Annotated in this window: 12 protein-coding genes; 8 read left to right on the forward strand and 4 right to left on the reverse strand. The window is 69.4% G+C overall.

The window, feature by feature from the left end:
* Positions 1-27: 27 nt before the first annotated feature.
* Together ACQPYY_RS11825 and ACQPYY_RS11830 are read right to left on the reverse strand one after the other, a co-directional pair.
* On the reverse strand, positions 28-867 hold the full coding sequence (locus ACQPYY_RS11825; RefSeq protein ID WP_357282891.1) for a glutamate ABC transporter substrate-binding protein: 840 nt from the start codon (positions 865-867) through the stop codon (positions 28-30).
* Between the two features lie 24 nt (positions 868-891).
* Positions 892-1,620, reverse strand: coding sequence for an amino acid ABC transporter ATP-binding protein (locus tag ACQPYY_RS11830; RefSeq protein WP_379100166.1), 729 nt, complete (start codon positions 1,618-1,620; stop codon positions 892-894).
* A gap of 299 nt (positions 1,621-1,919) precedes the next feature.
* Between ACQPYY_RS11830 and miaB the strand changes: the two genes are divergently transcribed.
* On the forward strand, positions 1,920-3,446 hold the full coding sequence (miaB, locus tag ACQPYY_RS11835; protein ID WP_433593761.1) for a tRNA (N6-isopentenyl adenosine(37)-C2)-methylthiotransferase MiaB: 1,527 nt from the start codon (positions 1,920-1,922) through the stop codon (positions 3,444-3,446).
* Between the two features lie 309 nt (positions 3,447-3,755).
* Positions 3,756-4,337, forward strand: a complete 582-nt coding sequence (locus ACQPYY_RS11840) for an Rv2732c family membrane protein (RefSeq protein WP_433594625.1) — start codon at positions 3,756-3,758, stop codon at positions 4,335-4,337.
* Between the two features lie 243 nt (positions 4,338-4,580).
* Here ACQPYY_RS11840 and ACQPYY_RS11845 read toward each other — a convergent pair whose 3' ends face one another.
* Entirely contained in the window at positions 4,581-6,017 is a 1,437-nt protein-coding gene (locus ACQPYY_RS11845; protein ID WP_433593762.1) for a DUF349 domain-containing protein, read from the reverse strand.
* A 174-nt stretch (positions 6,018-6,191) separates the two neighbouring features.
* On the opposite strand from ACQPYY_RS11845, the gene ACQPYY_RS11850 reads away from it, so the two are divergent.
* Genes ACQPYY_RS11850 through dapF form a run of 4 tightly spaced genes read left to right on the forward strand, consistent with a single transcriptional unit; the run spans position 6,192 to position 9,661 of the window.
* Complete coding sequence (locus ACQPYY_RS11850; RefSeq protein ID WP_433593763.1) at positions 6,192-6,986, forward strand: hypothetical protein; 795 nt, start codon at positions 6,192-6,194, stop codon at positions 6,984-6,986.
* Positions 6,983-7,891 (forward strand): tRNA (adenosine(37)-N6)-dimethylallyltransferase MiaA, encoded by a 909-nt coding sequence (gene miaA, locus ACQPYY_RS11855; protein ID WP_379096523.1) that lies wholly within the window; start codon positions 6,983-6,985, stop codon positions 7,889-7,891. The genes ACQPYY_RS11850 and miaA overlap by 4 nt, the downstream gene beginning before the upstream one ends.
* A gap of 22 nt (positions 7,892-7,913) precedes the next feature.
* Positions 7,914-8,735, forward strand: a complete 822-nt coding sequence (locus ACQPYY_RS11860; RefSeq protein WP_433593764.1) for a TrmH family RNA methyltransferase — start codon at positions 7,914-7,916, stop codon at positions 8,733-8,735.
* A 5-nt stretch (positions 8,736-8,740) separates the two neighbouring features.
* Positions 8,741-9,661: a diaminopimelate epimerase gene (dapF, locus tag ACQPYY_RS11865; RefSeq protein WP_433593765.1), complete on the forward strand. Its 921-nt coding sequence runs from the start codon at positions 8,741-8,743 to the stop codon at positions 9,659-9,661.
* Between the two features lie 8 nt (positions 9,662-9,669).
* Here dapF and ACQPYY_RS11870 read toward each other — a convergent pair whose 3' ends face one another.
* Positions 9,670-10,827 (reverse strand): alkene reductase, encoded by a 1,158-nt coding sequence (locus tag ACQPYY_RS11870; protein ID WP_433593766.1) that lies wholly within the window; start codon positions 10,825-10,827, stop codon positions 9,670-9,672.
* A 60-nt stretch (positions 10,828-10,887) separates the two neighbouring features.
* Here ACQPYY_RS11870 and ACQPYY_RS11875 point away from each other — a divergent pair, with 60 nt between their 5' ends.
* Complete coding sequence (locus tag ACQPYY_RS11875) at positions 10,888-11,262, forward strand: MerR family transcriptional regulator (protein ID WP_379096535.1); 375 nt, start codon at positions 10,888-10,890, stop codon at positions 11,260-11,262.
* A gap of 81 nt (positions 11,263-11,343) precedes the next feature.
* Positions 11,344-12,837 carry a GTPase HflX gene (gene hflX / locus ACQPYY_RS11880; protein ID WP_433593767.1) on the forward strand — a complete coding sequence of 498 codons (1,494 nt, stop codon included), beginning with the start codon at positions 11,344-11,346 and terminating at the stop codon, positions 12,835-12,837.
* The last annotated feature ends 165 nt before the right edge of the window (positions 12,838-13,002 follow it).

Below are 13,002 nucleotides of genomic sequence, written 5' to 3' on the forward strand. Positions count from 1 at the left end.
GGAAATCACCCGGCACGAGTCCGTGAATCAGTACCGGTCGACCTTGGGCGGCTCGGGAACCTGGAAGCCGGTGGCGCCGAACTCCTTCTCCAGCGCGGCCTTCCACGCCCCGGAGGCGATCATGGCGTCGATGGCGTCATTGATCTTGCCGCGCGATTCGGTGTCGCCCTTCTTCACGCCGATGCCGTACTTCTCGACGGTGAAGGTGTTGCCGACCACCTTGAGCGCGCCCGGCGACTGCGCCGCGTAACCGCGCAAGATGATGTCGTCGGTGGTGACCGCGTCGACCGCGCCGGACTTGAGCGCCTCCACGCACAGCGAGTAGGTGTCGTACGTGATCAGCTGCACCTCATGGGCGGCGACGTACTTGTCCTTGATGTTCTGCGCCGGGGTGGAGCCCTTCACCGAGCACAGTTTCTTGTTGCCGTTCAGCGAATCCGGCCCGGTGATGTCGGTGTTGTCCGACCGCACCAGCAGCGACTGCCCGGTCTGGAAGTACGGGCCCGCGAAATCGACCTTCTCCTTGCGCTTGTCGGTGATCGAGTAGGTGGCGACGATGAAATCGACCTGCCCGTTCTCGATCAGCGTCTCGCGCTGCGCGGACGGCGACTCCTTGAAGGTGATGTTCTCCGCCTTCACACCCAGCTTGTCGGCCACGTAGGTGGCGACGTCGACGTCGAAGCCGCTGAAGCTGCCGTCCTTGTTGTGCAGGCCCAGGCCCGGCTGGTCGTACTTGATGCCGATGGTGAGTTTGCCGTCGGCCGCGTGCTGGCTGGCCGTCTTGTTGCTGCTGCCGCCACACGCGGTGACAGCGAGGGCCAGGGCAGCCACTCCGGCGGCGATCCTGAGCGCGGGGTTGATCCTCATCGAACGTCCTGTTCTCTTGTGGAGTCAGTGGGAGAGGATCTTGCCGAGGAAGTCCCTGGCGCGATCCGATTTCGGTGCGGTGAAGAAGGATTCGGGTTCGGTGTCCTCGACGATCTGCCCGTCGGCCATGAACAGCACCCGATTGCCGGCGCGGCGCGCGAAGCCCATCTCGTGGGTGACGACCAGCATGGTCATGCCGTCCTTGGCCAGCTGCACCATGACGTCGAGCACCTCGGACACCATCTCCGGGTCCAGTGCGGAGGTGGGCTCGTCGAACAGCATGACCTTCGGATCCATGGCCAGCGCGCGGGCGATGGCCACGCGCTGCTGCTGTCCGCCGGAGAGCTGCGCCGGATACTTGTCGGCCTGATTGCCGATGCCGACCCGGTCGAGCAGTTCGAGCGCCCGGGCCCGCGCCTTGGTCTTGTCGAGGCGCCGCACCTTCACCGGCGCGAGCATGACATTGTCGAGAATCGTCTTGTGCGCGAACAAGTTGAACTGCTGGAACACCATGCCCACGTCGGCGCGCAGCTTGGCGAGGGCCTTGCCTTCCTCGGGCAGTTTCACCCCGTCGACGGCGATCTCACCGGAATCGATGGTCTCGAGCCGGTTGATGGTTCGGCACAACGTCGACTTGCCGGAGCCCGAGGGTCCCACCACGATCACGACCTGCCCTTTGGGCACTTCGAGATTGATGTCACGCAAGACGTGCAGCGAGCCGAAGTGCTTGTCCACATTCCGCATCGAGATCATCGGCGCGGGAGTGCTGATGGAATCGGCCACGTCGGTCATGACCAGTGACCCTAACCACCTTGCGCCCGAAATGCTCGTCTTTGCCGGTCCGGCCCGGGTTGTGCCGAGACTCGACACCCGCGCGTAACCAGCGATTGACGCTGCCGAGACCAGCTCGGCCGGTCGGGCGTTGATTCGGCGACAATTCGGCGACCATCCACGGCGCGGCCACGGGGTCCGGGTGCGCGCGGCCCGGACGGGTTTCGCCCGAGGCCCGGACGGGTTTAGGGCCTCCGCCGGGCAGCTATTACCCTGGTTGGGTGAATTCCCCGGCCCGGACCTACGAGGTCCGCACCTACGGCTGCCAGATGAACGTGCACGACTCCGAGCGGCTCTCGGGTCTGCTTGAGGACGCCGGCTACGTCAAGGCCGTGGCCGGCGATACCGCTGACCTGGTCGTCTTCAATACCTGCGCGGTGCGCGAGAACGCCGACAACAAGCTGTACGGCACCCTCGGCCACCTGGCGCCGATCAAGGCCGAACGCGAGGGCATGCAGATCGCGGTCGGCGGCTGCCTGGCGCAGAAGGACCGCGACACCGTGGTCAAGAAGGCGCCCTGGGTGGATGTGGTGTTCGGCACCCACAACATCGGTTCGCTGCCGGTGCTGCTGGAGCGGGCCCGCCACAACGAGCAGGCCCAGGTCGAGATCATCGAGTCGCTCGAGGCGTTCCCGTCCACGCTGCCCGCCAAGCGCGAGTCCGCGTACGCGGGCTGGGTGTCGATCTCGGTGGGCTGCAACAACACCTGCACGTTCTGCATCGTTCCGGCGCTGCGCGGCAAGGAGGTCGATCGGCGGCCCGGCGACGTGCTCGCCGAGGTGCAGGCGCTCGTCGAGCAGGGCGTGCTCGAGGTGACGCTGCTGGGCCAGAACGTGAACTCCTACGGCGTCTCGTTCGCCGACCCCGAAGAGCCGCGCGACCGTGGCGCTTTCGCGAAGCTGCTGCGCGCCACCGGCACGATCGAGGGCCTCGAGCGGGTCCGCTTCACCTCCCCGCACCCGGCCGAGTTCACCGACGACGTGATCGAGGCGATGGCCGAGACCCCGAATGTCTGCCCGCAGCTGCACATGCCGCTGCAGTCCGGCTCGGACCGCGTGCTCAAGGCCATGCGCCGCTCCTACCGCAGCGCCAAGTTCCTCGGCATCATCGAGAAGGTGCGTGCCGCCATGCCGCACGCCGCCATCACCACCGACATCATCGTCGGCTTCCCCGGTGAGACCGAGGAGGACTTCCAGGCCACCCTGGACGTGGTGCGGCAGGCGCGGTTCACCAGCGCGTTCACCTTCCAGTACTCGATCCGCCCGGGCACCCCGGCCGCGACCATGCCCGACCAGCTGCCCAAGGAGGTCGTGCAGGAACGCTACGACCGGCTGATCGAGCTGCAGGAGCAGATCTCGCTCGAGGGCAATCAGGCGCTGATCGGTTCGACCGTCGAGCTGCTGGTCGCCGAGGGCGCGGGCAAGAAGAACGACAAGACCGCCCGCATGTCCGGCCGCGCCCGCGACGGCCGCCTGGTCCACTTCCGCCCGACCGTGAACCCGGCGCCGGGCAGCGAGATCCGGCCGGGCGACATCATCACCATCGACGTCACCGGTGCGGCCCCGCACTACCTGATCGCCGACGGCGAGGTGCTGAGCCACCGCCGCACCCGCGCGGGCGACGCCCACGAGCAGGGCATCACCCCCAAGACCGCGCCCATCGGCGTCGGCTTGGGCCTGCCCAGCATCGGCGCGCCGGTGGTGGTCGAGACGGCGGCGGCGGGCTGCGGGTCCGCCTGCGGCGAGTAATCGCGCGCCGCGGCGAATCGCGTGCGATCGGCGGCCGGGCCGGAACCGGTCCCGGGATCGTGGGGGTCGCTGGTCAACTACGCTGTGTCATAGGGCAGGATCGCGGGGGACGTGCGCCGTCGGCTCTTCGCCCGCGCACGCCGCACCCAGTCACGGCGCGGGAGCGCTACGGCGTCAGCGAGGATCAGCATGACCGAGCAGCAGCCCACCGGCTCCGACGAGCCTCGTGACCGGCCGGAGCAGCCGGAAGACGAAGCAGCACAATCGGATACGGCGTCGCAGCAGGCGCCCGACGCGAACGAGGAGAGCATGAAGGCGGCCGACCACAGTCAGGACTTCGAGCAGTTCCGCGCGGACCTCGAGGCCGTCGAACGCAAGATCGCCGGCGAGATCGACCCGGGCATGCGCGCCATGGTGGTCGCCGGTTCGGTGTTCGTGCTGCTGGCCTCGCTGGTGCTGCCGCACGCGGGCAAGACCCGCGGCTTCGACGTGCTGCTCTACGACGCCGTCGCCCAGGCCGACCACATCGGCCTGCCGTCGCGGGTGTTCGTCTGGTTCGTGGTGATCTTCGGCATCGGTTTCTCGGTGCTCGCGCTCATCACCCGCCGCTGGATGCTGGCGTGGATCGCCGTCGCCGGTTCCGCCGTCGGCAGCGTCTTCGGCGTCCTGTCCATCTGGCACCGCCAGACCCCCGGCCTCGGTAACTACCACGGCGCCGGCCCCGGCGCCGGCCTCATCCTGGCCACCCTCGCCATCATCGTGCTGACCTTCCACTGGGTCCGCGTGGTCTGGGCCCGCACCTCGGTCCAGCTGGCCGCCGAGGAACAGCGTCGCCTGGCCGCCGCCAAGGCCGAGGACCAGCAGCGCCGCCGCCTCTTCGGCGAAGACTGAACTACGGCACCACGAAGATCTGGAAGGCCCGGTGACAACCGAATCGGTTGTCACCGGGCCTTTTTCACGTGATGGGGGCGTTCGCGCGGCCACCCTCGGACAACGCGGCTCGTCCGGGCCACGGTCGGAGTGCGGTGCGGTGTGGCCGAGGATCGCGGTGGCGGGGTCGAAGGCAGCTGCTCCGCTCGACGAAAGAGGCCCGGCGGCAACCGAATCAGGTTGCCGCCGGGCTCTTTTCACAGCTCAGCGCTGGCTGACCGCGCCTTCGGCGGCCTCGGCCCATTCGCGCCACTGCTTGGCCTGCTCCAAGGCCTTCTCCGCGTCGCGGGTCTTGCCCGCGGCCTGGGCCTTGGCGGCCTGCTCCTCGAACTGGGCGACGCGCTCGCGGAACTGGGCGGCGCGGGCCATGGCCTCGGGGTCGGTGCGGCGCCACTGGGCGTCGGCGGCCTCGCGGACCTTCTTCTCGATGACGCGCAGACGCGATTCCAGGTCGTGCATGCGCTCGCGGGGCACCTTGCCGATGGCGTCCCACTTCTCCTGGAGTTCGCGCAGGGCGTTGCGAGCGGCATCGAGCCCGGTCTCGGGGTTGATGTGCGCGTAGGCCTCGAGCAGTTCCTCCTTGAGGGAGGCGTTGTGCTCGAACTCGTGGTCGCGTTCGCTGGCCGCGGAGTTGCGGGCGGCGAAAAACACGTCCTGTGCGGCCTTGAAGCGACGCCACAGCTGCTCGTCGGCCTCGCGGGGAGCGCGACCGGCGGCCTTCCACTCCGTCAGCAGCTCACGGAAGATGGCGGCGGTGCCGGACCAGTCGGTCGAGCCGGACAGTTCCTCGGCGCGGACGCAGAGCTCTTCCTTGCGGCCCTTGGCGGCGGCGCGTTCGCGATCCAGATCGGCGAAGTGCGCCCCGCGGCGGCGGTTGAACGCCTCGCGAGCCTTGGAGAAGCGGCGCCACAGCGCGTCGTCGACCTTGCGGTCCACGCCGCGAATGGTCTTCCACTCGTCGAGGATCTCCCGCAGCCGGTCGCCGGCGACCTTCCACTGGGTGGAGTCGTTGGCGATCTGCTCGGCCTCGGCTGCCAAGGCCTCTTTGCGCTCGGTTTGCTCGTGCCGGGTGCGGTCCTTCTCCTCCTTGGCGTGCGCGGCCGCCTCGTCGGAGTGTTCGATGATGGCCTGCAGCCGGGCGGACAGACCGTCCAGATCACCGATCACCGAGGCCGTCGGCAACGTTTCGGCAAGCGCGGTGGCGGCGGTCTTGGTCTTGCGGGCGTCGGTGCCGGCGGCCAGGCGGGCCTCCAGCAACGCCACCTCGGTGGCCAGATCGTCGTAGCGGCGGCCGAAGTGGGCCAGGCCCTCGGCGGCGTCACCGGCCTGCCAGGAGCCGATCACCCGCTCGCCGTCGGCGGTCTTGACCCAGGCGGTGCCGTCGTCGTCGACCCGTCCCCACTGGCTGGGGTCGCTGACATTCGGTACGACGACCGGGTGCGGATGCGCGGCGGCCGGGCCGGGCATGGCGTGCGGTTTGGGAGTTTCGGGTTTGCGGCGCGGGCCCCCCGGGCGGGGTGCGGCGGCGGCCGCCGGTGATGGCTTGGCGCTCTCGCTCGGGGCAGGCACGGCGGCGCCGGGCTGGGGCGTCGGGGTCGACTCCGGGTGGGTAGCCTTCTCGTTTCCGTTGTTGTCGGTCATAGCTCCTCGTCCCTGCCGCGCGTCACGGCTGCCTGGTTACGCCCTAGCTCATCGGTCTAGCTCATCCCATTCAACCAGGCTGAGATGCGAAATGCTGTCTTTGAGGCCGCTTCGGCGGCGCGGCGATCGGCGGGGGTGGGGCTGGTGAGGTGCGGTAGCGCTACGGTTGACGGCGTGTTCTGTGTTGCGTCACTGGTCCCCTCGCCGCCCGTGCTGGTTCCCGAACTGGAGGGCGCGGCCGGGTCTGCCGTCGAGGGGGCTGTCGCAGAGCTGCGAGCTGCGGTGTCGGCTGCGGGCCGGGAGTTGGCCGCCCGCGTGTCGCGATGGGTCGTCGTCGGCGTGGCGGAGCCGGGGGAGGGCTCGGGCGCGGGCGATTCGGGCCGGGTGATCGGTGCTGACGCGGTGGGCACATTCCGGGGATACGGCGTGGACGTGCGGGTCGGTTTGTCAGGCCCGGTTGCCGAGCGTGTCGCGGATGTCCTGTTACCGCTGCCCGCGTTGATCGCGGGGTGGCTACGCGAGCAGGTCGCGCCCGAGACCGTCGCGGAATGCCGTCTGATCTCGGCCGATGCCACCGCGGAAGAGAGTCTGGCCTTCGGGCGGGCGCTGCGAGCGGAACTCGACGCAGAATCCGAACCGGTCGGTGTCCTGGTGGTTGCCGACGGCGCGGCCACCCTCTCGCTGAAGGCCCCCCGATACCTCGACGAGCGCGCGGAGGGCGTGCAAGCCGACATCGACCAAGCCCTGAGCGCGGGCGACCGCGCGACCCTCGCGGCCCTCGACACCGCCCTGTGCGCCGAGATCGAGGTGGAGGGCCGGCCCGCCTACCAGGCGCTGGCCGGACTGTTCACCGCCGACCCCGCCGATCCGCAGGTCGAAACCCGCTACGCCGCAGCCCCGTTCGGCGTCGCCTACCACGTCAGCGTGTGGCGCCCGACGCTCTCCGCCGATGGCGGGGTCACCGCGTGACCCGCCCCGTCGCGGTCGTCGGCCCCACCGCCACCGGAAAGTCCGATCTGGCCCTGGATCTGGCGGAACGCCTGGACGGCGAGATCGTCAATATCGACGCCATGCAGCTGTACCGCGGTATGGACATCGGCACCGCGAAACTCCCGGTCGCCGAACGCCGTGGCATCCCGCACCACCAGCTCGACGTCCTCGACATCACCGAAACCGCCACCGTCGCCTCGTATCAGGCGGCGGCCCGCGCCGACGTGGAGGCGATCATGGCGCGCGGCCGCACCCCGGTCATCGTGGGCGGCTCCATGATGTACGTGCAAGCGCTGCTGGACGATTGGGATTTCCCGGCCACCGATCCGGAGATCCGCGCCAAGTGGGAGACGGTGCTGGCCGACCGCGGCACCGTCGCCGTGCACGAGGCGCTGAAGCAGGCCGATCCCGTGGCCGCGCAGACGATCCTGCCCACCGACGGCCGCCGCATGGTGCGCGCCCTCGAAGTGGTGGAGCTGACCGGGCAGCCGTTCGCCGCCTCGGCGCCCCAGATCGGTGAACCCCGGTGGGGGACAGCCATTATCGGTGTCGATCGGGAGACCGCCGAACTGGATGCCCGCATCGAACTGCGCACCGCGAAGATGTTCGAATCCGGTCTGCTCGACGAGGTCGAGGGCTTGCTCGCACACGGTCTGCGCCACGGCCAAACCGCCCGCCGCGCCATCGGTTACGCCCAAGTCCTCGATTTCCTGGACAACGAATACGACCTGAACGAAGCTCAGGAGCGCACCTTCATCGGCACCCGGCGCTATGTCCGGCGACAGCGGTCGTGGTTCCGCCGAGATCAGCGGGTGCGATGGGTGGACGGCGCGGATCCCGCCTTGGCGGAGACCACGCTGGCCCTCCTCGAGCCTCACCGATGAGGGACGAACAGGAACAACCACAGTGACGCGTCGCGCGAACACACGCACCGCCGCGGTCGGGGTGTGGCAGGCCTACCTGACCACCCGCGCCGCACGTACCCGGGATTCCCGATTCCTGGTGCAGGGCACGCGGCCCATCAGCCGCGCCCTCGAATGCCGTTGGCCGCTGGAGACTTTGGTCTACCGGCTGGGTGATCCGGAACCGTCGCCGTGGGCGCGGCAGGTGCTGGACTCCAGCGGCGTGCCCAGTATCGGCTTGGTGCCGGAGGTGATGGCCGAACTGGCCGAACCGAGCGAGCCGGTGCCGGAACTGGTCGCGGTCGCGGTGACGAAACGGCCCGAGCTCGAGGACTTCGCGCCGGGCGCCGCGGACGATCCGGCGACCGTGGTGGTCGTGGATCGGCCCGCGTCGGCGATCCGGTTGGGCGCGTTGATCCGATCCGCGGCGGCGTTCGGGGCGGGCGGGGTGATCGTGACCGGTTCCGGTGTCGACCAGTACGACCCGCAGAGCGTGCGCGCTTCCGACGGCGCCCTGTTCGAGGTGCCCGTGCTGCGCACCTCCGGTCCGGCGCAGGTGGCGGCGTTCCGGGACCGGCAGCGGGCGCGTGGTGTCCCGACCCGGATCGTCGGCAGCGACGATCGCGGCGGCCTGGCCCTCGACGACGCGAAATTCGACGGCGGCACCGTGCTGGTACTCGGCGACGAGACCGCGGCCCTGGCCCCGGGCTGGCGGCAGGTGTGCGACGAACTGGTCTGCATCCCCACCGACGGCACGCTCGGTATGCCGTCCGCGGCCGCGGTGGCCCTCTACGAAATCTCCCGTCAGCGCCGGGCGCTACCGTAATGACCATGACGAGCGAGAGCAGCGCCGCTGATATCGAATTCAGCAAGGGCCACGGCACCCAGAACGATTTCGTGGTGCTGCCGGACCCGGACGCCTGGCTGCAGCTCACCGAATCCCGGATCGCCGCCCTGTGCGACCGGCAGCGGGGGCTCGGCGCGGACGGGGTGCTGCGGGTGGCCCGCGCGGGCGCGCTGATCGAGACCGGCGTGCTGGCCGCACTGCCCGAGGGCGTCGACGTCGACGACTGGTTCATGGACTACCGCAACGCGGACGGGTCCATCGCCGAGATGTGCGGCAACGGGGTGCGGGTGTTCGCGCACTATCTGGTCGCGACCGGGCTGGAGCAGCGTTCCGAGTTCGTGGTCGGCTCCCGCGCGGGCGCGCGGCCGGTGGTCGTGCACCACGCCGATCCTGTGCACGGTGAAGTGACCGTCGCCATGGGCATTGTGAAGAACCTCGGCCCCTCGACGGCGACGCTGAGCGGACGTGAATTCACCGGGATCGGCATCGACGTCGGCAACCCGCACCTGGCCTGCGTGGACCCCGACCTGACCCCGGCGCTGCTCGCCGACCTCGACCTCGAGCACGCCCCCGGCTTCGATCACACCCTGTTCCCGCACGGTGTGAACGTCGAGATCCTCACCCCGTTGAATGTCGGCTCCGACGGCGAGCGGGGTGTGGACATGCGCGTCTACGAGCGCGGCGTGGGCGAGACCCGATCCTGTGGCACGGGAACCGTTGCGGCGGCCGCCGCGGCCCTCGCCCGCGACGGTTTCGACCTCGCCTCGGACACCGGACACGTGAAGGTCCGCATTCCCGGCGGCGTGGTGACCGTCGGCATCGAGAACGGTTCGGCGTGGCTGCGCGGCCCGTCCGAGCTGGTGGCGGCGGGCCGCATCGCGGCCAAGTGGTGGCAGGACGCCTGAGCGGATCTTCACGCCGCGCTGACGGCGGAGAGCTGCTTCGTGGCGAGGCTGTCCAGCGCGGAATCGCCGGGCGCGGAGTTGTCGGCGAGCGCCGGGTAGTCGGTGTAGCCGGTCGCGCCGCCGACGTACATCAGGTGCGCGTCGCGGACGGTGTTGAGCGGCGCGCCGATCCGCAGGCGTTCCACCAGGTCCGGATTGGCCAGGAACGAGCGGCCCAGCGAGACCAGGTCCGCGCCCGCGCCGAGGAGCGCGCCGGCTGCGGCCGCACCGCCGTCGGCGGGCAGCGGGACGCCCCAGCCGAGGTTCGGGTTCGCGATCAGGGTGGTCGGCCACAGGCTCCGGATGCGGTGGAAGAGGCTGCTTTCCGGGTCGGCGAAGACCACGTGCAGGTAGGCGGGTCGCCGCTGCGCGAGAGCGGACACGAGCGCCGGGTACAGCTCGTCGGTGTCGGTTTCCGCGATGCCGTTGACGTTCACCCCGGGGGCGATCCGTACCCCGACCCGCTCGGCTCCGACGGCCGCGATCACCGCGTCCACCACCTCGACGGTGAACCGGATCCGGTTGGCGATCGACCCGCCGTAGGCGTCGGTGCGCTGGTTGGTGTTGTCGGACAGGAACTGGTGCAGCAGATAGCCGTTGGCGCTGTGGATTTCGACGCCCTCGAATCCGGCTGCGATCGCATTGCGGGCGGCGGTGACGAAATCGGCGACGGTGTCCTGGATTTCGGCGACGGTGAGTTCGCGCGGGGTGACGGCGTCCTGATGCCCGGTCGGGGTGTGCACGGTGTCGGGCAGTGCGATGGCCGACGGTGCGACGGGAGTCAGTCCACTGTTGTCGGGGTGCCCGACGCGTCCGCCGTGCTGGAGTTGCAGCACCATGCGTCCGCCCGCGGCCCGCACCGAGTCGGTGACCCGCCGCCAGCCCGCGATGTGCGAATCGGTGTAGATGGCCGGGATGTTCGGGTAGGTCAGTCCGACCTGGTTGGGGGTGGCGGCCTCGGCGATGATCAGGCCGGCGCTCGCGCGCTGGGTGTAGTAGGTGGCCATGAGCTCGGTCGGGGTCCCGTCGGCGGCCGCGCGATTGCGGGTCATCGGGGCCATCACGAGGCGGTTGGGGAGTTCGAGGGCGCCGACGCGGCCGGTGGTGAAGAGGTCTGTGTTCGTCATGCCGGTAAGGTAAAACCTGACATCAATGTGAGGTGCAAGCCTCGGATTCCGGAGTGCCGCATGCGAATCGGTGAGCTGGCAAAACGTACCGGCGTGAGCGATCGGTCGCTGCGCTACTACGAGGAGCAGGGCCTGCTGGTGGCCACGCGTACCCCGGGCGGCCAGCGCGACTATCCGGAGCTCGCCGTGGACCGGGTCATCCACATTCAGGAGCTGTTCGCGGCCGGCCTCAACAGCAAGAAGATCTTCGAGATCCTCCCGTGCATGCGTGACACCGACGGCGGCGCGAACGAGCGCGCCACACCCGAGCTGGTCGACGAATTGCGCGCCGAACGCGACAAGATCGACCGCACCATCGCGGACCTGCTGCGGTCCCGCGAGGTGCTCGACGATGTGATCGTGCGCGCAGGGGAGCGGTTCGTGGCCAGGTCGTGAGTGGTGGCCCGCGGGCGGGCCGCGGTCGCCCCGAAATAACCGAGTGCGGTCGTTCGTTGGGACGTGGGACTATGGAGGTGTATGAGTAAGCCAGAAACGTATGAGTTCACTCCCGCCGAGGACCTCGACGAGGAGATCAACGACGCGCCCGAGACCGGCCGCAATGGCTGGTCGGCCGCGCCGACCGTCGGCGAGCAGCAGCTCGAGGAGCGCGCCGCGCTGCGTCGCGTCGCGGGTCTGTCCACCGAGCTCGAGGACGTCACCGAGGTCGAGTACCGGCAGCTGCGACTGGAGCGGGTCGTTCTGGTCGGTGTCTGGACCGAGGGCACGGCCGCCCAGGCCGACGCGAGCATGGCCGAGCTGGCCGCGCTCGCGGAGACCGCGGGTTCGGAAGTGCTCGACGCGCTGATCCAGCGCCGCGACAAGCCGGACAAGTCCACCTACATCGGCTCGGGTAAGGCCGACGAGCTACGCGGCATGGTGCTCGAGCACGGCGCCGACACCGTCGTCTGTGACGGTGAGCTCTCGCCCGCGCAGCTGACCGCGCTGGAGAAGATCGTCAAGGTGAAGGTCATCGACCGCACCGCGCTGATTCTGGACATCTTCGCCCAGCACGCCACCTCGCGCGAGGGCAAGGCGCAGGTCTCGCTGGCCCAGATGGAGTACATGCTGCCGCGTCTGCGCGGTTGGGGTGAGTCCATGTCCCGGCAGGCCGGTGGCCGTGCGGGCAGCAACGGCGGTGTGGGTCTGCGCGGTCCCGGTGAGACCAAGATCGAGACCGACCGTCGCCGGATTCGCGAGCGAATGGCCAAGCTGCGCCGCGAGATCCGCGAGATGAAGACCGCCCGCGACACCAAGCGCGCCAAGCGCTCGTCCAGCGGCATCCCGCAGGTCGCGATCGTCGGCTACACCAACGCGGGCAAGTCCTCGCTGATGAACGCGTTGACCGATGCCGGAATCCTGGTGCAGGACGCGCTGTTCGCCACCCTCGATCCGACCACCCGCCGCGCGGCGCTGGAGGACGGCCGAGAGGTCGTGTTCACCGACACCGTCGGTTTCGTCCGCCACCTGCCCACGCAGCTGGTCGAGGCGTTCCGGTCCACCCTGGAAGAGGTGACCGGCGCGGACCTGCTCCTGCATGTGGTCGACGGTTCCGACGCGCTGCCGGATCAGCAGATCAAGGCGGTTCGCGAGGTCATCACCGATGTGCTGAAGGAAACCAAGACGCCTGCTCCGCCGGAGTTCCTGGTGGTCAACAAGATTGACGCCCTGGATCCGCTGGAGGTGACGCAGCTGCGGGGATGGCTGCCCGATGCGGCCTTCGTCTCCGCTCGCACGGGCGAGGGGGTGGATCAGCTTCGGGACCGACTCGGTCAGATTCTCGGCGGGTTGGATGTCGAGGTCAGTGTGTTGCTGCCTTACACCCGCGGGGACCTGCTGGCTCGGATCCACGCGGACGGCAAGATCCTCAGCTCCGAGCATGAGGAAACCGGTACCCGGGTTCACGCTCGCGTGCCGAACAGCCTTGCTGGTCAGCTTGCCGAATTCGCGCACGCGGGCGGCACGGCCGCCTAGGGCCGGAACAACCAAGGACCAAAGACGCCTGGAGAAGGAAGAGAGGGCGGCCGAGCTTGCGAGGCCCCCTCACCTACCAGCCCCGCACGGCTCGGCCGCGCATCGTCCCGGGGCAAGGGCAAAGGGATCTTCGGGTTGTCTGTAGAAGGCGATGCGTGCAGGCCG

Origin of the sequence: Nocardia sp. CA-145437 (assembly GCF_050956485.1) — a bacterium.
Classification (GTDB): domain Bacteria; phylum Actinomycetota; class Actinomycetes; order Mycobacteriales; family Mycobacteriaceae; genus Nocardia.